Raw genomic sequence first — 21317 nt, 5'->3', positions numbered from 1 at the left:
GGGAATGGCTCGTCAGAGCCAGGCGAAAATAATTATCGCTCGGTAACAAATGGAACGATTTCAGGAAGATTAATTGACCAGACGCTGACAAATATTCACTGACAGCGCTGGTGAGGTGGGGTGTTACAGGTAAAAACGGTAAAGCGCGATAAATAACACCAGCATGGCGGGTAACGGGCTAAACAGCGCCTGCCATCGGGTTTGCTGTGGCCGGAAGCCTGTACCGTGAATCACACCACTGCAGACCGCCCAGATCAGCACCAGACCCTGCAGCGCGGGCAGCTGACCCGCGTGGTTAGCAAAGCGGGTCGGGTCCCACATCACGCCGCCAGCCGCCAGCAGCGCCAGCAGCAGTGAAAGGGCCCGTAACGGGCCCTTATCCATCAGATCATACAGCATCCGAATTGGCGTACGCATCAGTGAGGCTCATCCTGCGCTTCAACGTGTTCAATCGCCAGCGCGGTCACGATACCAAAGGCACAGGCCAGCAACGTGCCGAGAATCCAGGCAAAATACCACATGCGACTTCTCCTTAATTAATAGAGTGAGTGACTGTTGCTTTCAATATGCTCTTTGGTAATACGACCAAACATCTTCCAGTAACACCAGGTGGTGTAAATCAGAATGATTGGAACAAAGATAGCGGCGGCAACGGTCATCGTTTGCAGCGTCAGCAGGCTGGACGTTGCATCCCACATCGTCAGGCTGGTACCCGGCACGGTGCTGGATGGCATGATGAACGGGAACATCGCAATGCCGGCGGTCATGATGACGCAGGCCAGCGTCAGTGAAGAGAACAGGAATGCCCAGGCGCCCTTCTCAACCCGCGAGCAAAGTATGGTCAGCAGCGGCAACACCACGCCCAGCAGCGGGAACAGCCACAGCACAGGATGGTTCTGGAAGTTGACCATCCAGGCACCTGCCTCACGCACTACCGTTTTACCCAGTGGGTTAGAGGCAGCAAAGTGATCCATCGTGCTGGTCACCACATAGCCATCAATACCATATTTCACCCAGACACCGGCCAGGATGAAGCAGACCATCATCACCAGGGCGGCAAGTTGTGCTGCGGTGCGTGAACGCAGATGCAGTTCGCCCGTGGTGCGCATCTGCAGATAGGTTGCGCCCTGTGCCAGAATCATCGCTACGCTGACCACACCAGCCAGCAGGCCAAACGGATTCAGCAGCTGGAAGAAGTTGCCGGTGTAGAACAGACGCAGATACTCATCGGCATGGAACGGCACGCCCTGTAACAGGTTGCCAAACGCCACGCCAATGACCAGCGGCGGTACGAAGCTGCCGATGAAGATGCCCCAGTCCCAGGCACCGCGCCAGCGGTTGTCTTCAATCTTCGAGCGGTAATCGAAGCCAACCGGACGGAAGAACAGCGAGGCGAGCACCAGAATCATGGCAACGTAGAAGCCAGAAAAGGCCGCCGCATAGACCATCGGCCAGGCGGCAAACAGTGCGCCACCGGCAGTGATAAGCCAGACCTGGTTGCCGTCCCAGTGCGGGGCGATACTGTTAATCATAATGCGACGCTCAGTATCGGTGCGACCCAGAATGCGCGTCAGCATGCCGACGCCCATATCAAAACCATCTGCGACAGCAAAGCCGATTAGCAGCACGCCAATCAACAGCCACCAGACAAAGCGCAGAACTTCATAATCAAACATGGTCGCTCTCCTTATCCCCGAACCGGCTGCGTGGTTGCCGTGATCTGCTCATGATGATAACGCCCGGTTTTCAGGCTGCTCGGCCCAAGGCGGGCGAATTTGAACATCAGGTACATCTCAGCCACCAGGAACAGCGTGTAGAGTCCGCAAATCAGGATCATCGAGAACAACAGATCGCCTACAGTCAGAGAAGAGTTCGCCACCGCAGTCGGCAGAACTTCACCGATAGCCCAGGGCTGACGACCATACTCCGCGACGAACCAGCCGGATTCGATTGCGATCCACGGCAGCGGGATACCAAACAGCGCCGCTTTCAGTAACCAGCGATTTTTACCGATGCGGTTACGCAACACGCTCCAGAACGCCAGCGCGATAATGCCCAGCAGCAGAACACCACACAACACCATGATACGGAAGGCGAAATAAAGCGGGGCAACACGCGGGATAGAGTCCTGCGTCGCCTGTTTGATCTGCGCTTCTGTCGCATCCGCCACGTTATCGGTATAGCGTTTTAGCAGCAGACCGTAACCGAGATCCTGTTTGTGACTGTTGAACGCGTCCCGTACCGCCTGATCCTGACTGCCACCGCGCAGTTCGTTCAGCAAGGCGTAGGCTTTCATGCCGTTGCGGATGCGCACCTCATGCTGTGCCATTAACTCTTTCAGGCCCGTCACCGGCGTATCCGTGGATCGGGTGACGATCAGGCCCAGCAGCCAGGGGATCTGAATGGCGTACCGGTTCTCCTGAGTGGCCTGATCGGGCAAGCCAAACAGGGTAAAGGACGCCGGCGCCGGCTGGGTTTCCCACTCCGCTTCAATCGCGGCCAGCTTGGTTTTCTGCACGTCACCCATTTCATAACCAGACTCATCACCCAGCACGATCACTGACAGCACCGCCGCCATGCCAAAGCTGGCCGCGATAGCGAACGAGCGTTTAGCAAAGGCGAAGTCGCGGCCTTTCAGCATGTACCAGGCACTGATGCCCATGATAAACATCGCGCCTGTGGTGTAACCGGCCGCGACGGTGTGAACGAATTTCACCTGTGCCACCGGGTTCAGCACCAGCTCTGAGAAGCTGACCATCTCCATGCGCATGGTTTCAAAGTTGAACTCTGAAGCGATAGGGTTCTGCATCCAGCCGTTGGCGACCAGAATCCACAACGCAGACATATTCGAGCCCAGGGCGACCAGCCAGGTCACCGCCATGTGCTGCACTTTACCCAGCCGATCCCAGCCAAAAAAGAACAGGCCGACAAAGGTCGATTCCAGGAAGAACGCCATCAGACCTTCAATGGCGAGCGGCGCGCCGAAGATATCGCCGACGTAGTGAGAGTAATATGACCAGTTTGTCCCGAACTGAAATTCCATGGTCAGTCCGGTAGCGACGCCCAGCGCAAAGTTAATACCAAATAACTTGCCCCAGAACTTCGTCATATCTTTATAAATTTGTTTACCGCTCAGGACATAGACCGTTTCCATGATCGCCAGCAGAAACGCCATACCCAGCGTTAAAGGGACGAACAGAAAATGGTACATCGCCGTTAAGGCAAACTGTAACCGCGACAGCTCGACGATATCTAACATAAGGACTCCTTGCTCCTCGCTTTGTCTCCGTCACGCGCGCGATCAGATCGAACGTAATCGGAGTCAGGAACGACTGTTTATTGATTCCAGTTTTTTATTACCAGCAGAACAGGTCTGTGAGCTGCCCGAAAAGGCGAGTAACGAATGAAGCAGCTCTGAAAAATGTCAATCAGCGCTTTATTAACGGCTGCTTTAACAGGAGAAAAGTGGGTGTCATCCCGGGTTGAGCAGACGTATGAAAATTTGTGTAAAAGGCTGGATTGATGCAGCGCAATTTACGCCCTTAGCGTTGCGCTTTGCCAGAGATATAGTTGGATATAAAACGTGATTTATTGATCTGGATTAACGTAATAAGTTTCCAGATAGAGCTGGGTCAGTTTCTTGTTAAAAAATTGTCATTAATGAAATAAGACGTGAAGAAATAGTTTACCTTTGCCACTTTTTCTTAACGTGATAAACGGTGAGCAGGTTATTTAACAACGTATTCTTCGCTTTCACTGCCAGCATTATGCCCGTTGATAACGGACATAAAAAAAGCCACCCGAAGGTGGCTTAGTTTCAGATGACGCTGACTTATTTGGCCGGTAATACGGCTTTAACTGCATCACCGATATCAGCCAGGCTGCGAACGGTTTTCACGCCTGCCGCTTCCAGCGCAGCAAATTTCTCATCTGCTGTGCCTTTACCACCGGCAATGATGGCGCCTGCATGGCCCATACGCTTGCCTTTTGGCGCGGTTACGCCAGCAATATAGCCCACAACCGGTTTGGTCACGTGCTCTTTAATGAAGGCTGCGGCTTCTTCTTCAGCGCTACCGCCGATTTCACCGATCATCACGATAACTTCAGTCTGTGGATCATCCTGGAACATTTTCAGAATGTCGATGAAGTTAGAGCCTGGGATCGGGTCACCGCCGATGCCGACGCAGGTTGACTGGCCGTAGCCGATGTCAGTGGTCTGCTTAACCGCTTCATAGGTCAGCGTACCTGAACGCGATACGATACCAACGCGGCCCGGCTGGTGAATGTGGCCCGGCATGATGCCGATCTTACATTCGCCAGGGGTGATAACACCCGGGCAGTTTGGACCGATCATCCGCACGCCTGCTTCATCCAGCTTCACTTTCACGGTCAGCATATCCAGGGTCGGAATACCTTCGGTGATGGTGATGATCAGTTTGATGCCCGCTTCGATCGCTTCCAGGATGCCATCTTTACAGAATGGTGCGGGGACATAGATCACGGTGGCAGTTGCGCCCGTCGCTTCTACGGCTTCGCGCACGGTATTGAACACCGGCAGGCCGAGGTGAGTCGTGCCGCCTTTGCCTGGCGTCACGCCGCCAACCAGTTGGGTGCCGTAAGCCAGCGCCTGCTCAGAATGGAAAGTCCCCTGGCCACCGGTGAAACCCTGGCAAATGACTTTGGTGTTTTTGTCGATCAGAATGGACATTATTTACCCTCCGCGGCAGCAACAACACGCTGTGCGGCGTCTGTCAGGCTGGTTGCTGCAATGATGTTCAGACCGCTGTCCGCCAGTTTCTGGGCGCCCAGCTCGGCGTTGTTACCTTCCAGACGTACCACTACTGGCACGTTCACACCCACTTCAGCCACTGCACCGATGATGCCGTCGGCAATCAGGTCACAGCGTACGATACCGCCGAAGATGTTAACGAAAACGGCTTTAACCGCATCGTCAGACAGGATGATTTTGAAGGCTTCGGTTACGCGCTCTTTGGTCGCGCCGCCGCCGACATCAAGGAAGTTGGCTGGCTGACCGCCATGGTGCTTAACGATGTCCATGGTACCCATCGCCAGACCTGCGCCGTTAACCATACAACCGATGTTGCCTTCCAGCGCAACATAGTTCAGTTCCCACTGTGTCGCATGTGCTTCACGTGGATCTTCCTGGCTTGGGTCGCGCATTTCACGCAGTTCTGGCTGACGGAACAGGGCATTGCCATCGGCACCCAGTTTACCGTCCAGGCAGATCAGGTCGCCCTGCTTGGTAATCACCAGCGGGTTGATCTCAACCATCGCCAGATCGCGCTCCAGGAACAGTGTCGCCAGACCCATGAAGATCTTGGTGAACTGACCAACCAGCTTGCCAGTCAGGCCAAGTTTGAATGCCAGCTCACGGCCCTGGTAAGGCTGCGGACCGGTCAGCGGATCCAGCGCCATTTTATGGATCAGGTGCGGGGTCTCTTCCGCCACTTTTTCAATTTCCACGCCGCCTTCAGTCGACGCCATGAAAATGACGCGACGCGTTGCGCGATCGACCACAGCGCCCAGATAGAGCTCCTGGTCGATATCGGTCGCTGCTTCAACCAGAATCTGGTTTACCGGCTGGCCGTTTGCATCAGTTTGATAGGTCACCAGGCGTTTGCCCAGCCAGTTTTCAGCAAAGGCGCGAATCTCTTCTTTGCTGTTAACTACTTTCACACCGCCCGCTTTACCGCGGCCACCGGCATGAACCTGACATTTAACTACCCACGGGCCTGCGCCAATTTTAGAGGCAGCTTCTTCCGCTTCACGTGGTGTAGTACAGGCGTAACCCGTTGGTGCAGGCATGCCATACCGTGCAAACAGTTGTTTCGCCTGGTATTCGTGTAAGTTCATGATGTTCTATCCATTCAGGTCTGAAAAGAGTATTGAGGTTGGGCGCGCCAGGCGCGCCCGGTGAAAATCAGACATCCAGCAGCAGGCGCGCCGGATCTTCCAGCATCTCTTTCACTGCAACCAGATAACCAACTGATTCACGGCCATCGATCAGACGGTGGTCGTAGGAGAGCGCCAGATACATCATTGGCAGCACTACAACCTGACCATTGACCGCCATCGGGCGATCCTTGATGGCGTGCATGCCCAGGATGGCGCTCTGCGGTGGATTGATGATCGGGGTAGACATCAGTGAACCAAAGACGCCGCCGTTGGTAATGGTGAAGTTACCGCCGGTCAGATCTTCCACTGTCAGCTTGCCGTCACGGCCTTTCACTGCCAGCTCTTTGATTTTCTTCTCGATGTCCGCCATGCTCAGCGCATCAACGTCACGCAGGACTGGCGTAACCAGACCACGTGGTGTAGAGACCGCAATGCTGACGTCGAAGTAGTTGTGGTAAACCACATCTTCTCCATCGATAGAAGCGTTCACTTCCGGATAGCGTTTCAGCGCTTCAACAACCGCTTTGATGTAGAAGGACATAAAGCCCAGACGCACACCGTGACGCTTCTCGAACGCCTCACCATACTGCTTGCGCAGATCCATGATGGGCTTCATGTTGATTTCGTTGAAGGTGGTCAGCATCGCGGTGCTGTTCTTCGCTTCCAGCAGACGCTCGGCAACGCGCTTACGCAGACGCGTCATCGGCACGCGTTTTTCGCTGCGGTTAGCCACTGGCTGCTGCGCGGTAGCCGCATCAGCAGCAGGTGCTGCCGCTTTAGCAGCCTGCGGCTTGTTGGCCAGGTGTTTTTCAACATCTTCACGGGTCAGACGTCCGCCAACACCGCTGCCTTTAATCTGAGAGGCGTCGAGATTGTGCTCTGCAATCAGGCGGCGGATAGCCGGGCTGAGCGCATCGTTGCTCTCTTCTTCCAGTGACGCAGTCTGACGCTGAGCCGGGGTAGACTCTTTGCTTTCAGACTTCGCGCTGCTCTCTTTACCGGCGCTATTGCCCTCTTTCAGACGACCCAGGATCTGGCGGGAGGTAACAGTGGCACCCTCATCTTCCAGAACGGCTTCCAGGATACCGTCAGCAGAGGCTGGGACTTCCAGCACCACTTTATCGGTTTCGATTTCGACCAGCACTTCATCGCGAGTGACTGCATCGCCTGGTTTTTTGTGCCAGGTTGCCACTGAGGCATCGGCAACCGATTCAGGCAGGTCGGGAACGAGAATATCTACGCTACTCATTATCTTTCCTTTTAATTAATTAACGTTCAGCGCGTCATTAACCAGGTCTTGCTGCTGTTGTTGGTGTACGGACATGTAACCCACGGCCGGTGAGGCGGAGGCCGGGCGGCCTGCATAACGTAAAGTGGCACCAAATGGCACAACTTCACGGAAATGATGCTGGCTGCAGTACCAGGCGCCCTGATTCAGTGGCTCTTCCTGACACCAGACAAAATCCTGTACGTGAGAATACGCTTTCAATGCTTCCTGAACCGCTTGATGCGGGAACGGATAAAGCTGTTCGATGCGCACGATAGCCACATCGGTCTGCTCATTTTTACGACGCTGCTCAAGCAGGTCGTAATACACTTTACCGGAGCACAGTACGACGCGTTTAACGCCCTGCGGATCCAGATCATCGACTTCACCAATCGCAGGCTGGAAGCTGCCATTCGCCAGTTCATCCAGCGTGGAAATAGCCAGCGGATGGCGCAGCAGAGATTTTGGTGACATCACAATCAGTGGACGACGCATACCGCGCAGCGCCTGACGACGCAGCATATGGTAAACCTGTGCGGGTGTAGACGGCACGCAAACCTGCATGTTCTGCTCAGCGCAAAGTTGCAGATAACGCTCCAGACGCGCAGAGGAGTGCTCCGGGCCCTGACCTTCATAACCGTGCGGCAGCAGCATCACCAGGCCACACATACGGCCCCATTTCTGCTCACCGGAACTGATGAACTGGTCAATAACAACCTGTGCACCGTTGGCGAAGTCACCAAACTGCGCTTCCCAGATGGTCAGGATGCGCGGCTCTGCGGTGGCGTAGCCATATTCAAAGGCCAGTACCGCCTCTTCTGACAGCACGGAGTCCCACACTTTGAACTGACCCTGACCACTGTGCACATGATGCAGAGGAGTATAGGTTGAGCCGTTCGCCTGGTTATGAACCACCGCATGACGGTGGAAGAAAGTACCGCGACCGGTATCTTCGCCCGACAGGCGAACCGGAATACCTTCATCAACCAGCGTGGCGTAGGCCAGATTTTCCGCGCCGCCCCAGTCGAAGGCCTTTTCGCCTTCAGCCATCAGACGACGGTCGTTATAAATCTTGGCAACACGCGACTGCACTTCCACCTCTTCAGGCACCTGGCTGATACGCAGCGCCAGTTCCTTCAGACGTTTCATGTCGACCTGCGCCGGATAAGGCTCATCCCACTCATGATTCAGGTAAGGTGACCAGGTAAAGGAGTGGAGACTCATTGGACGCCATTCCGGCACCACGCACTCGCCCGCATCCAGCGCGTCACGGTAGAGATTGACCATTTCGGTCGCATCTTCCTGCGTGGCAACGGCTTCACCTTCCAGACGGTCGGCGTAGATTTTGCGCGGCGTCGGGTGTTTTTTGATTTTCTGATACATCAGCGGCTGGGTCGCACTTGGCTCATCCGCCTCGTTGTGACCATGACGGCGATAGCAGACCAGATCGATAAACACATCACGCTTAAAGGTGTTGCGGTAATCGAGCGCCAGACGGGTCACAAACGCGACCGCTTCCGGATCGTCAGCATTGACATGGAAAATCGGTGCCAGCACCATTTTGCCGATGTCGGTGCAGTAAGGGGTTGAACGCGCATCTTTCGGGTTGGACGTTGTAAAGCCAACCTGGTTGTTGATAACGATGCGAACCGTACCACCCACTTCATAACCGCGCGCCTGTGACATGTTCAGGGTTTCCTGAACCACGCCCTGACCAATCACGGCCGCATCACCATGAATGGTGATCGGTAAAACTTTATTGCTGGCTGGCTCATCCAGACGATCCAGACGGGCACGCACAGAACCCATAACCACCGGGCTGACGATCTCCAGGTGTGACGGGTTAAACGCCAGCGCCAGGTGAACCAGGCCGCCTTCGGTTTCCACGTCAGAGGAGAAGCCCATGTGGTACTTCACGTCACCGGTGCCCAGATGTTCTTTATGCTTACCGGCGAACTCGTCGAACAGATCCTGCGGCTTTTTGCCCAGCACGTTGATAAGCACGTTGAGACGACCACGGTGCGCCATACCCAGTACCACTTCACGGGTACCGCTCTTGCCGGCGTGACGAATCATTTCGCGCAGCATCGGAACCAGCGCATCGCCGCCTTCCAGCGAGAAGCGTTTGGCACCCGGGAATTTCGCCCCAAGGTATTTTTCCAGCCCTTCTGCCGCAGTCAGCTCTTTCAGGAAACCTTTTTTCTCTTCGTTGCTGAACGCTGCACGGCCCGCAACCGACTCAAGACGCTGCTGGATCCAGCGTTTTTCATCGGTGTTGTTGATGTGCATATATTCTGCACCAATCGAGCCGCAGTAAGTCTGCGTCAGCGCCTGGAAGAGATCGGCCAGCTTCATGGTGTCTTTGCCAATGGCAAATGAACCTACGTTAAAGCTTTCCTGAAAATCGGCCTCGGTCAGGTCGTGAAAAGCGGGATCGAGATCGGCGACACGGTCCTGTTTCCACAGGCCGAGCGGATCAAGATTGGCATGCTGATGACCGCGGAAACGAAACGCGTTAATCAGCTGCAGCACTTTCACTTGCTTGGAGTTGGTTTCCGGATCGGAGACAGATGAGGTGTAACGAGATGCATCTTTCGCCAGGCGACGGAAGTACTCACGTGTGGTGGAGTGAAACTGCTCAGGTTTCATTCCGGTGCCCGGTAACTGCTGGAACATCGAGCGCCACACTGCATCGACAGAGTCAGGATCGGTCAGGAAATCCTCATAGAGCTGCTCTATGTAAGACTGATTCGCGCCGGCCAGCCAGGAAGAGTCCAGCCAGGGCTTCATCGCGCTGTTCTGCATTGTGATCCCTTAAGCATTGCTATGCTTTTTTGAGGTTTCATTTGTTGCCGCTTTCGCGGTTTGCCGTAGTGAGTTCAGCGATACGAGCACTTTGCGCAGCGCGCGTGGCCCGTAAGGGAACCTTTGTAAACGTGGTAGTCACCGCGCTTACAGAGGCTTCCGTAAAACACCGGGAACCTGAGGTTCCCGGCGGAGATAACTTATGCGCCGCGCTGCAGCAGCATCGACTTGATATGGCCGATGGCGCGCGTCGGGTTAAGCCCTTTCGGACAGACACTCACACAGTTCATGATGCTGTGGCAGCGGAATACGCTGAAAGCATCATTCAGATTGTCGAGACGCGCTTCGGTTTCCGTGTCGCGGCTGTCAATCAGGAAGCGGTATGCTGCCAGCAGGCCAGCAGGACCGATGAACTTCTCTGGGTTCCACCAGAAAGATGGGCATGAGGTTGAGCAGCAGGCACAGAGAATACATTCATACAAACCATCCAGGTGTTCACGCTCATCCGGTGACTGCAGATGCTCACGTGCTGGCGGGTTCTCTCCATCATTCAGCAGGAAAGGCTTAATTTTCTCATACTGTGCATAAAACTGGCTCATGTCTACGACCAGGTCACGCACTACCGGTAAACCTGGCAGCGGACGGATAACAATTTTCTGTTTGCCGTTACCCAGTGCCGAGACGGGCGTAATACAGGCCAGTCCGTTTTTACCGTTCATGTTGAGGCCATCAGAGCCGCAGACGCCTTCGCGGCAGGAGCGACGAAACGCCAGCGTTGGATCTTTCTCTTTCAGGCGAATCAGCGCATCCAGCAGCATCATGTCGCGACCGTCTTCCGACTCCAGGGTGTAATCCTGCATGCGCGGCTTGTCATCGACGTCCGGATTGTAGCGATAAATTGAAAACTCAAGTCTCATGATCGTCTCCGAAATTAGTAGGTACGCACTTTCGGCGGGAACGCCGCGCGCAGTTTCGGCTGCATGTTCACCTCACGGCGCGTCATGCTTTCGGTTTCCGGGACATAAAGACTGTGGCACAGCCAGTTTTCATCATCACGATCCGGGAAGTCGAAGCGACTGTGTGCACCGCGGCTCTCGGTGCGATAGTTAGCCGCTACCGCCGTGGCAAAAGCCGTCTCCATCAGGTTATCCAGCTCAAGGCACTCAATACGCTGCGTATTGAAATCTGGTGAGCGGTCATCCAGACGCGCTGACTTCAGACGCTCGCGAATCTCTTTCAGCTCTTCCAGACCCTGCGCCATTGCGTCGCCTTCGCGGAATACAGAGAAGTTGTTCTGCATGCAGCGTTGCAGCGCTTTACGAATCTCAACCGGGTCTTCACCGGTAGTATTGTTTTCCCAGCGGTTGAAGCGCGCCATCGCCACGGCGATTTCATCTTCAGAAGCATCGCGCAGGTCGCCCTGCTCTTTAATACTCTCCAGCAGATGCAGACCGGCTGCACGGCCAAAGACCACCAGGTCGAGCAGTGAGTTACCGCCCAGACGGTTGGCACCATGGACCGATACGCAGGCAATTTCACCGACAGCGAACAGGCCTGGAATCACCACATCTTCGCCCTGCTCATTCACGCGCAGTGCCTGACCGGTCACTTTGGTCGGAATACCGCCCATCATGTAGTGGCAGGTCGGGATGACCGGGATTGGCTCTTTAATCGGGTCAGCATGGGCAAAGGTGCGAGACAGCTCAAGGATGCCTGGCAGACGTGACTCAAGCACCTCTTTACCGAGATGATCCAGTTTCAGCTTCAGATGCGGACCCCACGGGCCATCACAGCCGCGACCTTCACGGATCTCAATCATCATTGAACGCGCAACCACGTCGCGGCCCGCCAGATCTTTGGCATTCGGCGCATAACGCTCCATGAAGCGTTCGCCATGTTTGTTCAGCAGATAGCCGCCTTCACCACGACAGCCTTCTGTGACCAGCACGCCCGCACCGGCGATACCGGTTGGGTGGAACTGCCACATCTCCATATCCTGCACCGGCACGCCCGCACGCAGTGCCATACCGACGCCGTCACCGGTGTTGATATGCGCATTGGTGGTGGACTGGTAAATACGGCCTGCACCACCGGTTGCCAGAATGGTCGCTTTCGCTTTGAAATAAACGGTTTCGCCGGTTTCGATGCAGATTGCGGTACATCCAACGACTGCGCCATCGGCATTTTTCACCAGATCCAGTGCATACCACTCAGAGAAGATGGTGGTTTTGTTTTTCAGGTTCTGCTGATAAAGCGTGTGCAGCAACGCGTGACCAGTACGGTCAGCTGCGGCCGCGGTACGTGCCGCCTGCTCGCCACCGAAATTCTTCGACTGACCACCAAACGGACGCTGATAAACACGACCATCTTCCAGACGCGAGAAAGGCAGGCCCATGTGCTCCAGTTCCAGAATCGCTTCCGGGCCGGTTTTGCACATATATTCAATCGCGTCCTGGTCACCGATGTAGTCGGACCCTTTGACGGTGTCGTACATATGCCATTCCCAGTTATCTTCATGGGTATTACCCAGCGCAACGGTAATACCGCCCTGCGCAGATACTGTGTGGGAACGGGTCGGGAAAACTTTAGATAACAGAGCGCAGGTCTGGCCGCCCTGGGAGATTTGCAGTGCGGCCCGCATTCCTGCGCCACCTGCGCCGATTACCACGGCATCGAACTCTCTGATTGGCAAACTCATTTACACACCCCACACCACAACAAAGCCATAAATCGCATACCACAACAGCGCCACGACAATCACAAACTGCAACAGCAAGCGAACCGGCAGCGATTTGACGTAGTCTGTTAACACCTGCCACATCCCGATCCAGCCATGGACCAGAATGGAGAACAGCGTCAGCAGCGTGAACACTTTGGTGAATGCGGACGCGAAGAAGCCACGCCACAGGTCATAGGTCAGCGTGTCTGTCATCACAACGAAACCGAGGATGTAGACGATGTAGAGCGTAATGAGGATTGCCGTTGCACGCAGCAGCAGCCAGTCCTGAATGCCGTTGCGACCCAACGCGGATGCATTGCTTACCATACGAGGACTCCCGCCAGAATTGCCAGCACGACAGTGATCACAAAAGTCATATGAGCGGAACGCTTACCTGATTCCAGCGTTTCGGCCAGATAACCAAAATCCATCAACATATGACGAATCCCGCTCACCGCGTGATAGGCCAGCGCCGTTAAAATGCCCCACATGATGAACTTCGCGAAGAAGCCGTCCATGATGGATGCAGCGTGCTGGAAACCTTCAGGAGAAGAGAGAGAGAGACCGAGTAGCCACAGCAGGATGCCAATAGCAACCAATGTGATTACGCCGGAGACGCGGTGAAGAATGGACGTTATTGCAGTAACGGGAAACCGGATCGTCGAGAGATCCAAGTTGACAGGTCTTTGTTTTTTCACGGTTTTGCCCACACAGCTCTTTTTTATTTTGCTTCCTCCGGACCTGAGGCGGAGTCTAATCACAACGCGTGGCAGACTTTAACCGTCACCAATAAAGCAACATCCAGTGTTAATTGACGCGGTAGTAAACGCTGGGTGGCTCCTGGTGTCAGGGTGTTCCGGAGACCTGCCTGGAGTATAGGAGGATCACATTCTGATTACAATTCCCCTACAAACTCTTTGGTATATTTTAGGTAGAACAGTGATCATACTCACGATTTTCACAATTGATACAATTTTAATTATCTGATTTGACAATAGTTCAACAATTCAGTTACAAACTAAGCCTATAAATTCCTATGATGCACAAAAGTTATGGGGATACACTTTCCCCTAAGCGCAAGTTATGTAACATTGCGATAATGAGCTTTAAAAAGCATCAGGTTATTGGTTACCAAGAAGTTATGTCCTGACCGGATCTTTAACAACCGCGATATGCAGCATGTCCATGGCTCACCGGTTCCCGCTGGGAACGCGCCGCTCACTCTGTACCCTGCACCCGCTTTATCCCCGCAGAGTGATACTGTGTAGTTTTGCCAACCGCAACATGAACGCGTTTCAGGTGTCTAAAGATCCTTACCTACATAAGGCGCTATGGAGACGAAAATGACAGATAAAAAAGTAACGCTAACCCTGCAAGATGGAACATCTATTGAACTGGACGTGCTGAAAGGTACGCTGGGCCAGGATGTGGTTGATGTCCGCGCTCTGGGTTCAAGTGGCCTGTTCACCTTCGATCCCGGTTTTACGTCTACTGCGTCCTGCGAATCTGCCATCACCTTTATTGATGGTGATGAAGGTATCCTGCTGCACCGTGGTTTCCCTATTTCTGAGCTGGCGACCCACTCTAACTACCTGGAAGTCTGCTACATTCTGCTGAATGGCGAAGCACCGAACCAGAAACAGTTTGATGAGTTCCGCACCACTGTTACCCGCCACACCATGATTCATGAGCAGATTACCCGCCTGTTCCACGGCTTCCGTCGTGACTCACATCCGATGGCGGTAATGTGCGGTGTTACGGGTGCTCTGGCTGCGTTTTACCACGATTCGCTGGATGTAAACATTGAGCGCCACCGCGAAATCGCGGCATTCCGTCTGCTTTCCAAAATGCCGACCATGGCAGCAATGTGTTACAAATATTCTATCGGCCAGCCATTTGTTTATCCTCGCAACGACCTCTCCTATGCCGGTAACTTCCTGCACATGATGTTTGCTACCCCGTGCGAAGAGTACAAAGTGAATCCGGTGCTGGAACGCGCCATGGACCGCATCCTGATCCTGCATGCTGACCATGAGCAGAACGCCTCGACGTCTACCGTACGTACCGCCGGTTCAAGCGGCGCGAACCCGTTTGCCTGTATCGCCGCCGGGATCGCCTCCCTGTGGGGACCGGCGCACGGCGGTGCCAACGAAGCGACCCTGCGTATGCTGGAAGAGATCAGCACCGTTGAGCACATCCCGGAATTTGTTAAACGCGCCAAAGACAAGAATGACTCATTCCGTCTGATGGGCTTTGGTCACCGCGTTTACAAAAACTACGATCCACGTGCGACCGTAATGCGCGATACCTGCCATGAAGTGCTGAATGAGCTGGGTATGAAGGATGACCTGCTGGAAGTGGCGATGGAGCTGGAACACATTGCGCTGAACGACCCGTACTTTATCGAGCGTAAACTTTATCCAAACGTGGACTTCTACTCCGGTATCATTCTGAAAGCGATGGGCATTCCATCCTCCATGTTTACGGTGATCTTCGCGATGGCCCGTACTGTTGGCTGGATTGCACACTGGAAAGAGATGCACGACGAAGGCATGAAGATTGCCCGTCCGCGTCAGCTCTACACCGGTTATACCGAGCGCGAATTCAGTTCACAGCTGAAGAAGTAAGATTCGGAGGGCGGAGATTTCTCCGCTTGATGTTGCTTAAAAACCGGGGGCGGTTGGCTGTGATACCGCGCCTGCGCAGAGAACATGGTCAGATCGGAAAGACGCAAAAGCCGTCATCCATGACACGCTCGGCCCGCGCGATTACGCACCTCATCCGAGAGGTGCGCCCGTTTCCGGGCCAACGCTTTGCGTTGTTCAAAAACGCTCCCGGCGTTTTTGTCCATGGCGCGGGACGCTTTCCTCCTCTGACCGTGTTCCCTGCGCGTTAAGCTATTTTATTGTTATAAGATTCACACGGGCCTGGCTCTGTCAGCCGTAAGAGCATTTTACCCTTTTGACTTTACTGTCTATCTCTGACACCCCGGACACCAGTAAAACGGCCGTGATGACAGCGTGCCCTTCTCAATCGCCGTGCCACAGCGCCGGCATTCTTTGCCCTGCCGATGAAACACCTCAAACTGAAACGCCGCTTCCTCATGATATTTCTTCATGGTTCCACGCATCCGATAAGCATGACGCGGCACTGACAGCAGCGCCTCGCTGAAAGCAGTCAGCTGATCGTCACTGAGATCCTGCGCCCGATGATTTGGCAGCAACTGCGCCAGCCAGAGAATCTCGGCACGCAGATAGTTTCCCAACCCGGCCAGAAAAGCCTGATCCAGCAGCAGACCACTGAACTGACGCCGCCGAAAACGGGGTGACAGCAGCCGCTCTCGCACCTCTTCAACCGTCAGCGCGCTGTTCAGCACATCCGGTCCGATGCGGGTCAGAAACGGATGTGCCGCCAGCGTATCAGCGTTAAGCAGTTCAATATCTGACGCGCTGTAAAGCAGAATCGCTTTACCCTTTGTAGCAAGCCGCACCCGCAACTGACGCGTGGTATTGAGTTCGGTATCGGGTTTCACAATGCGCCAGACACCATAAAGCTGGTTATGACTGTAGAGCGTCAGACCATTGCTGAAATGAGTCAGCAGCGCTTTACCCCGCGTCTCAATCGCCTGCACCTGCTCACCAATCAGTGAAGGTTCATAGGTCTTGAGCTGAGGAAACGCAAACCACGCTTCCGTTAAGGGCTGACCCACAATGGCGGCTTCAAGCTTATCCGCCACGCGGCGAATTTCCGGTCCTTCTGGCATCGTTCTTCCTCTTAATGGGTGGCGCCGCCAGCCTGTTTAATATCTTCGCCGGTCTCCAGCGTCACCTTCACCGCAATCTCCAGCGCCTGAATAATGGTCGCGACCGCCATGCTCGGCGCACCAGGATGTTGCGCTGCCTGTTCAGGCAGGTAAGGAATATGAATAAAGCCACCCCGCGCCGGACTCCCCTGCTGCTCAAGCCAGTGCAGCAGACCATACATCACCCGATTGCAGGTAAAGGTCCCGGCGGTCTGTGAGACCGACGCGGGGATCCCCGCGTCGCGCACTGCCGCCACAATCGCTTTGATGGGCAGACGGGAAAAATAGGCTGCCGGGCCGCCTGCCACAATCGGTTCGTCTACAGGCTGCTGGCCGGCGTTGTCCGGGATCCGGGCGTCATCGACATTGATACCGATACGTTCCACGGTAATGTCGCTGCGACCGCCCGCCTGCCCGACTGACACTACCGCGTCCGGTTTAACCTCTTCCAGTGCCTGATTCAGCACATTAAGTACCTCACTGAATACCACCGGCAGCTGTCGGATGACGATCGTCGCTCCGCCAATCTTTTTGCCTTCCAGCGCGCGCACCGCTTCCCACGAGGGATTAATCGTTTCACCGCCAAAGGGTTCAAAAGCGGTCATCAGGACAGTTTTCATGCAGCCTCACAGAAACATCAGGAAATAGAGCAGGAAAATGTTAACGATTAACAGTAGCACACCGGTTGGAATCTGAGCCTTAATGACCGCGTTACGATCGGGCAGCTCCAGCAGCGCCGCCGGAACAATATTGAAGTTGGCCGCCATCGGCGTCATCAGCGTGCCGCAGTAACCGGAGAACATACCAATCGCCGCCATTACCGCCGGATTTCCGCCGTGCTGCAGCACCAGAATCGGAATGCCAACGCCTGCAGTAATAATCGGAAATGCCGCAAACGCGTTACCCATGACCATGGTTAACAGGGCCATCCCGACGGCATAGACGGTGACGGCGATAAAGCGGTTATCCACCGCCAGCCAGGTTTCAGTCAGATGCGAAATAGCACTGCCTACGCCCGCGGCGGTAAACAGCAGTCCCAGGGTGGCGAGAATCTGCGGCAGGATAAACGCCCAGCCAATTGAATCCAGCAGGCGACGGGTCTCCTGCATCGACTGTACCGGTTTTTCATGGGTCAGTTTTAACGCCACCAGCCAGCCAATCACACAGCCGGCCATCATTGAAAACAATGTCACCAGCGTGGCGTGATTACCGGGACCGAACACCGCATCCTGCAACCCCGGAATATTGTTGAACGCCAGCACACCGACCACGGTCACAACCGGAATCGCCAGTGCAGGCAGAAACAGCTTATTCCGCAGACGCTGTGCGCTTGCCTGTTTCTCTTCATTAGTGCGCTGATGATAACGACCCAGCCGGACACCCCCTAAACCCGCAATCAGCGCCATGATCACCACAATGACACCGATGGTGATGTGCAGCATTCGGGTGCCCGCCGCGTCCGAGCCCATCAGGCTGCTCATCAGCGCCGTCGTCCAGTCACCGACCAGAAAAACCAGGCCATATAAGGCCCAGAAGAGTCCGGTGGTAAAGCGACGCGGATTAGCGCGGTCACGCCATGAGAGGATAGCCACCACCAGCAGGATAATGCCCGCCAGCCACATCAGATATTGTTGCTGAAACATTACTGGCCTCCTTTGGCTTTCAGCGCCTGGCTGTTGAGCTGCTGCAGCTCACGTGCCAGCTGACGATCCAGACGAACCAGACGCGCTGAATGGATCAGGAACGCAGCAACGGCAGTCGGAATGCCCCATAAGGCGATGTGCAGCGGCTCAGTCTGAATCCCGGCCGACGCCTGCATAAAGTTGTGCATAAAGATAATCGCGCCAAATGCCACGAAGATATCTTCACCAAAGAACAGGCCGACGTTATCGGTCGCCGCTGACATGGCGCGCAGCTTATGGCGCAGTTCAGGCGAGATCTCGCCATAGCGATTTTCTGTGGCGCCCTCCGCCATCGGTGCCAGTAACGGACGCACCATCTGCGGATGTCCGCCAAGACTGGTTAACCCCAGCGCCGCAGTAATTTCACGCACAAACAGGTAGACGATCAGCAGCCGTCCGGCGGTGGCGGTTTTAATCTGAGCAATCCACGCCTGCGCCCTTTCTTTTAGCCCGTGACGTTCCAGCAGGCCAATGACCGCCAGTGGCAGCAGCAGAATCAGCGGCAGGTTCCGGGTGTTAAGAAACCCTGCGCCGAGTTTTTCCAGAATGTCCGCCAGCGGCATCATCGCAGCCAGACCGGTGACAAATCCGGCGACAATCACCACCAGCACCGGATTAAAACGTAATACGAAGCCGACGATGATCGCGGCAATGCCCAGTAGTGGCCAGAGATTCACTGCAGTTTCCATGGATTTTCCCCGAGTTAAAAAACCCGGCATAAGCCGGGCTAAGTGTGATTATTCAGGCGCTGGTGACACGAATCTGCTGGTCGGCTAACGCATCACGTAACCGCTGTGCAAACTGCAGGGCATGGGCGCCGTCGCCATGTAAGCAGACAGTCTGCGCGTTCACCGCCACCCATTCTCCGGTGATACTTTTCACTTTGCCCTGCCGTACCATTGTCAGTGTCTGATCGATAGCCTGCTGTTCATTCTCAATCAGCGCGCCCGACTGGTTGCGCGGCACCAGCGCACCGCTGCTGAGATAGCCACGGTCAGCAAACACCTCTTCCCGCGTGTGTAAACCGTAATGCGCCGCAGCACGGATCGATTCGCTATTCGCCAGCCCGACCACAATCAGCTGGCTGTCCACCGCCCTGATGGCGCGGGCAATGGCATCAGCCAGCACCGGGTCAGATGCAGCCTGGTTATAGAGCATGCCGTGTGGCTTAACATGCACCAGGCGCGCGCCCTCACTTTCTGCCAGACTTTTCAGCGCGCCAATCTGATAGATCATCTGGGCATAGACCGTTTCCGGCGGCAACTGCATGGCGCTGCGGCCAAAGTTCTCGCGATCGGGAAAGGCGGGATGCGCCCCGATGGCGACGCCGGATGCCTTTGCCCAGCGCACCGACTGCAGCATGGTCTGTGCATCACCGGCGTGAAAGCCACAGGCGATGTTGGCAGAGCTCACCAGTTGCAGCAGCGCTTCATCGCTGGCGCAGCCCTCACCCAGGTCGGCGTTTAAATCAATTTTCATTGAGTCCCCATTTCATCTGGTCCAGAGCGCGTTGCTGATGCTGACGGGCCAGCATCGCTTCCGGCAGGGTGCAGTGAATAAAGTGAATCGGCTCACCCAGACGGATTTGCGCCAGGTGATAAAGATCGGCTTCGATAACAGAAGCGATGCGCGGATAACCACCGGTAGTCTGGGCATCCGCCATCAATACGATGGGCTGTCCGTTCGGCGGCACCTGAATCACACCTGGCATCACGCCGTGTGACAGCAGCTCGCGCGGGCGCTCACGTTTAAGCTCACGTCCTTCCAGCCGGTATCCCATCCGGTTACTTTGCGGGCTGAGTTTCCATGCGGTGCGCCAGAACGCCTGCTGCGCTTCGGGACTGAATTCGTGATACTCCGGACCAGGCAAGGCGCGAATGCGGTTGCCCCACAGCAGTTGTCGTACCCCGACTTTGCGGTCGAACTGACGCGTCGGTTTCCCCAGCGGGACCTGATCGCCATCCTGCAAGGCGCGCCCATGAAATCCGCCAAATTTTGCTTTCAGGTCGGTACTGGCAGAGCCAAGCACCGCGGGGATGTCAAAACCACCCTGCACCGCCAGATAGCTGCGCATACCACGCTGCGGCATCGCCAGCGACAGGACCTGTCCGCGTTTCACTGGCGTGCGCCAACCCGTCCAGACCGGCTGGCCGTCCAGCTCCGCATGACAGCCTGCACCCGTCAGCGCAAACCAGCCGTCGCGGGTAAACTCTGCTTTGAACTGGCCGAGCACCATCTCCAGCACCGCGCTGTCGGGCGCATTGCCTACCAGTACGTTGGCGGTGAACATGGCGGGATAATCCAGCACACCGCCGGGGCTGATACCGAACTGACGCCAGCCGTATCGACCCGCATCCTGAATAGTGGCCGCCAGCCCGGCCCGCAGAATGTTTAACATACGCCCTCCTGTTGCGGCACAAAGCGCACTTTGTCACCCGGACGGAGCCGCGTGGGCGGTTGCTGCAGCGGATCAAACAGCGCGGTGCGTGTCTGGCCGATCAACTGCCAGCCGCCGGGCGACGCCAGAGGGTAGACGCCGGTCTGGCTGCCACCGATACCCACGGATCCCGCGGGCACGGCCACCCTGGGCTCACTACGACGCGGAATGTGCAGGCGCGGATCCAGTCCGCCCAGATAGGGGAAACCCGGCTGAAAGCCAATAAAAAACACGACGTATTCGCTGCTGCTGTGCAGCTCAACCACCTGATGAGGCGTCAGCGCGGCATGTTCAGCCACCGCCGTCAGGTCGGGACCGGCCTCACCGCCGTAGATCACCGGGATCTCTACCAGACGCGACTCAGGTAATTGCGCTTCACTCTCTTCCCACCATCGCTGAAGTCGCTCAATCGCATCCAGCGCACTCTGCTGGGGATCACGCAAAATCAAGGTGATGTTGTTCATGCCGGGAATGACCTCCAGCACGCTCGCAGAGGACTGCAATCGCTGGTTAAGTCCCCAGATACGTTGCTGACTCTCCAGTGAGACCGGGGGTTCCAGCTCCAGCACGACAGCGCGTTCACCCAATAAATAACACCGTGCTCGTTGCAACAGCTACCTCCCGCTCAGTTGAGATCGCGACCGGCTGACCGTGCCGGATGCCCGAATCAGCCGATGGCTTATCTACAT

Annotated in this window: 20 protein-coding genes; 1 reads left to right on the top strand and 19 read right to left on the bottom strand. The window is 55.5% G+C overall.

Annotation, left to right across the window (positions count from 1 at the left end):
* Nucleotides 1-123 precede the first annotated feature (123 nt).
* The 12 genes from ybgE to sdhC all read right to left on the bottom strand — a co-directional run bounded on the left by ybgE (nt 124) and on the right by sdhC (nt 13417).
* On the bottom strand, nt 124-417 hold the full coding sequence (ybgE, locus tag Q7C21_RS19425) for a cyd operon protein YbgE (protein WP_008925028.1): 294 nt from the start codon (nt 415-417) through the stop codon (nt 124-126).
* Nucleotides 417-521: a cytochrome bd-I oxidase subunit CydX gene (gene cydX, locus Q7C21_RS19420; RefSeq protein ID WP_072040350.1), complete on the bottom strand. Its 105-nt coding sequence runs from the start codon at nt 519-521 to the stop codon at nt 417-419. Before cydX ends, ybgE begins: the two co-directional genes overlap by 1 nt.
* A 15-nt stretch (nt 522-536) precedes the next feature.
* Complete coding sequence (cydB, locus tag Q7C21_RS19415; protein WP_078804199.1) at nt 537-1676, bottom strand: cytochrome d ubiquinol oxidase subunit II; 1140 nt, start codon at nt 1674-1676, stop codon at nt 537-539.
* 11 nt (nt 1677-1687) lie between these two features.
* A complete protein-coding gene (cydA, locus tag Q7C21_RS19410) occupies nt 1688-3259 on the bottom strand; it encodes a cytochrome ubiquinol oxidase subunit I (RefSeq protein WP_105099404.1) in 1572 nt (523 codons plus the stop codon).
* A gap of 573 nt (nt 3260-3832) precedes the next feature.
* A complete protein-coding gene (gene sucD / locus Q7C21_RS19405; protein WP_003853148.1) occupies nt 3833-4708 on the bottom strand; it encodes a succinate--CoA ligase subunit alpha in 876 nt (291 codons plus the stop codon).
* Nucleotides 4708-5874 carry an ADP-forming succinate--CoA ligase subunit beta gene (gene sucC / locus Q7C21_RS19400; RefSeq protein WP_003853151.1) on the bottom strand — a complete coding sequence of 389 codons (1167 nt, stop codon included), beginning with the start codon at nt 5872-5874 and terminating at the stop codon, nt 4708-4710. The genes sucD and sucC overlap by 1 nt, the downstream gene beginning before the upstream one ends.
* Before the next feature lie 67 nt (nt 5875-5941).
* A complete protein-coding gene (gene odhB, locus Q7C21_RS19395; protein WP_003853153.1) occupies nt 5942-7165 on the bottom strand; it encodes a 2-oxoglutarate dehydrogenase complex dihydrolipoyllysine-residue succinyltransferase in 1224 nt (407 codons plus the stop codon).
* Between the two features lie 15 nt (nt 7166-7180).
* A complete protein-coding gene (sucA, locus tag Q7C21_RS19390; RefSeq protein WP_003853155.1) occupies nt 7181-9988 on the bottom strand; it encodes a 2-oxoglutarate dehydrogenase E1 component in 2808 nt (935 codons plus the stop codon).
* Nucleotides 9989-10188: 200 nt separating this feature from the next.
* The gene (locus tag Q7C21_RS19385; RefSeq protein WP_003853156.1) at nt 10189-10905 is read right to left on the bottom strand and encodes a succinate dehydrogenase iron-sulfur subunit; all 717 of its coding nucleotides are present in this window, start codon (nt 10903-10905) and stop codon (nt 10189-10191) included.
* Nucleotides 10906-10919: 14 nt separating this feature from the next.
* Nucleotides 10920-12686 carry a succinate dehydrogenase flavoprotein subunit gene (gene sdhA / locus Q7C21_RS19380; protein WP_039659182.1) on the bottom strand — a complete coding sequence of 589 codons (1767 nt, stop codon included), beginning with the start codon at nt 12684-12686 and terminating at the stop codon, nt 10920-10922.
* A complete protein-coding gene (gene sdhD, locus Q7C21_RS19375) occupies nt 12687-13034 on the bottom strand; it encodes a succinate dehydrogenase membrane anchor subunit (RefSeq protein WP_008925023.1) in 348 nt (115 codons plus the stop codon).
* Complete coding sequence (gene sdhC, locus Q7C21_RS19370; RefSeq protein ID WP_033742984.1) at nt 13028-13417, bottom strand: succinate dehydrogenase cytochrome b556 subunit; 390 nt, start codon at nt 13415-13417, stop codon at nt 13028-13030. The genes sdhD and sdhC overlap by 7 nt, the downstream gene beginning before the upstream one ends.
* 633 nt (nt 13418-14050) lie before the next feature.
* On the opposite strand from sdhC, the gene Q7C21_RS19365 reads away from it, so the two are divergent.
* Nucleotides 14051-15334: a citrate synthase gene (locus Q7C21_RS19365; protein WP_003853167.1), complete on the top strand. Its 1284-nt coding sequence runs from the start codon at nt 14051-14053 to the stop codon at nt 15332-15334.
* 347 nt (nt 15335-15681) lie between these two features.
* On the opposite strand, the gene nei is transcribed toward Q7C21_RS19365, so the two are convergent.
* The 7 genes from nei to pxpB are packed head-to-tail and all read right to left on the bottom strand — an operon-like array spanning nt 15682 to nt 21239.
* Nucleotides 15682-16470: an endonuclease VIII gene (gene nei, locus Q7C21_RS19360; RefSeq protein ID WP_105099405.1), complete on the bottom strand. Its 789-nt coding sequence runs from the start codon at nt 16468-16470 to the stop codon at nt 15682-15684.
* An 11-nt stretch (nt 16471-16481) separates the two neighbouring features.
* Nucleotides 16482-17129 carry a pyroglutamyl-peptidase I gene (gene pcp, locus Q7C21_RS19355; RefSeq protein ID WP_008925020.1) on the bottom strand — a complete coding sequence of 216 codons (648 nt, stop codon included), beginning with the start codon at nt 17127-17129 and terminating at the stop codon, nt 16482-16484.
* A 6-nt stretch (nt 17130-17135) separates the two neighbouring features.
* Nucleotides 17136-18152: a DUF979 domain-containing protein gene (locus tag Q7C21_RS19350; protein ID WP_033762882.1), complete on the bottom strand. Its 1017-nt coding sequence runs from the start codon at nt 18150-18152 to the stop codon at nt 17136-17138.
* Nucleotides 18152-18880, bottom strand: a complete 729-nt coding sequence (locus Q7C21_RS19345) for a DUF969 domain-containing protein (protein WP_008925018.1) — start codon at nt 18878-18880, stop codon at nt 18152-18154. Before Q7C21_RS19345 ends, Q7C21_RS19350 begins: the two co-directional genes overlap by 1 nt.
* 52 nt (nt 18881-18932) lie before the next feature.
* Nucleotides 18933-19670, bottom strand: a complete 738-nt coding sequence (gene pxpA, locus Q7C21_RS19340; RefSeq protein ID WP_375151039.1) for a 5-oxoprolinase subunit PxpA — start codon at nt 19668-19670, stop codon at nt 18933-18935.
* Nucleotides 19660-20589, bottom strand: a complete 930-nt coding sequence (gene pxpC, locus Q7C21_RS19335; protein WP_078804198.1) for a 5-oxoprolinase subunit PxpC — start codon at nt 20587-20589, stop codon at nt 19660-19662. The genes pxpA and pxpC overlap by 11 nt, the downstream gene beginning before the upstream one ends.
* Nucleotides 20583-21239, bottom strand: a complete 657-nt coding sequence (gene pxpB / locus Q7C21_RS19330; RefSeq protein ID WP_375151038.1) for a 5-oxoprolinase subunit PxpB — start codon at nt 21237-21239, stop codon at nt 20583-20585. The genes pxpC and pxpB overlap by 7 nt, the downstream gene beginning before the upstream one ends.
* Between the last annotated feature and the right edge of the window lie 78 nt (nt 21240-21317).

Source organism: Pantoea sp. ANP04 (genome assembly GCF_041982285.1).
Lineage (GTDB): Bacteria > Pseudomonadota > Gammaproteobacteria > Enterobacterales > Enterobacteriaceae > Pantoea > Pantoea eucalypti.
Note: the sequence above shows the minus strand (reverse complement) of the source record. Positions and strands in the feature narration are given on the sequence as shown.

Bases quoted from the DNA above. Each gene is read 5' to 3' on its own strand.
- pxpC (WP_078804198.1), bottom strand. From the start codon at position 20,589: ATGTTAAACATTCTGCGGGCCGGGCTGGCGGCCACTATTCAGGATGCG.
- Q7C21_RS19365 (WP_003853167.1), top strand. From the start codon at position 14,051: ATGACAGATAAAAAAGTAACGCTAACCCTGCAAGATGGAACATCTATT.
- sdhD (WP_008925023.1), bottom strand. From the start codon at position 13,034: ATGGTAAGCAATGCATCCGCGTTGGGTCGCAACGGCATTCAGGACTGG.
- nei (WP_105099405.1), bottom strand. From the start codon at position 16,470: ATGCCAGAAGGACCGGAAATTCGCCGCGTGGCGGATAAGCTTGAAGCC.
- cydX (WP_072040350.1), bottom strand. From the start codon at position 521: ATGTGGTATTTTGCCTGGATTCTCGGCACGTTGCTGGCCTGTGCCTTT.
- Q7C21_RS19345 (WP_008925018.1), bottom strand. From the start codon at position 18,880: ATGGAAACTGCAGTGAATCTCTGGCCACTACTGGGCATTGCCGCGATC.
- sucD (WP_003853148.1), bottom strand. From the start codon at position 4,708: ATGTCCATTCTGATCGACAAAAACACCAAAGTCATTTGCCAGGGTTTC.
- pcp (WP_008925020.1), bottom strand. From the start codon at position 17,129: ATGAAAACTGTCCTGATGACCGCTTTTGAACCCTTTGGCGGTGAAACG.
- cydB (WP_078804199.1), bottom strand. From the start codon at position 1,676: ATGTTTGATTATGAAGTTCTGCGCTTTGTCTGGTGGCTGTTGATTGGC.
- Q7C21_RS19350 (WP_033762882.1), bottom strand. From the start codon at position 18,152: ATGTTTCAGCAACAATATCTGATGTGGCTGGCGGGCATTATCCTGCTG.
- sucA (WP_003853155.1), bottom strand. From the start codon at position 9,988: ATGCAGAACAGCGCGATGAAGCCCTGGCTGGACTCTTCCTGGCTGGCC.
- cydA (WP_105099404.1), bottom strand. From the start codon at position 3,259: ATGTTAGATATCGTCGAGCTGTCGCGGTTACAGTTTGCCTTAACGGCG.
- Q7C21_RS19385 (WP_003853156.1), bottom strand. From the start codon at position 10,905: ATGAGACTTGAGTTTTCAATTTATCGCTACAATCCGGACGTCGATGAC.
- pxpA (WP_375151039.1), bottom strand. From the start codon at position 19,670: ATGAAAATTGATTTAAACGCCGACCTGGGTGAGGGCTGCGCCAGCGAT.
- ybgE (WP_008925028.1), bottom strand. From the start codon at position 417: ATGCGTACGCCAATTCGGATGCTGTATGATCTGATGGATAAGGGCCCG.
- sdhA (WP_039659182.1), bottom strand. From the start codon at position 12,686: ATGAGTTTGCCAATCAGAGAGTTCGATGCCGTGGTAATCGGCGCAGGT.
- sucC (WP_003853151.1), bottom strand. From the start codon at position 5,874: ATGAACTTACACGAATACCAGGCGAAACAACTGTTTGCACGGTATGGC.
- odhB (WP_003853153.1), bottom strand. From the start codon at position 7,165: ATGAGTAGCGTAGATATTCTCGTTCCCGACCTGCCTGAATCGGTTGCC.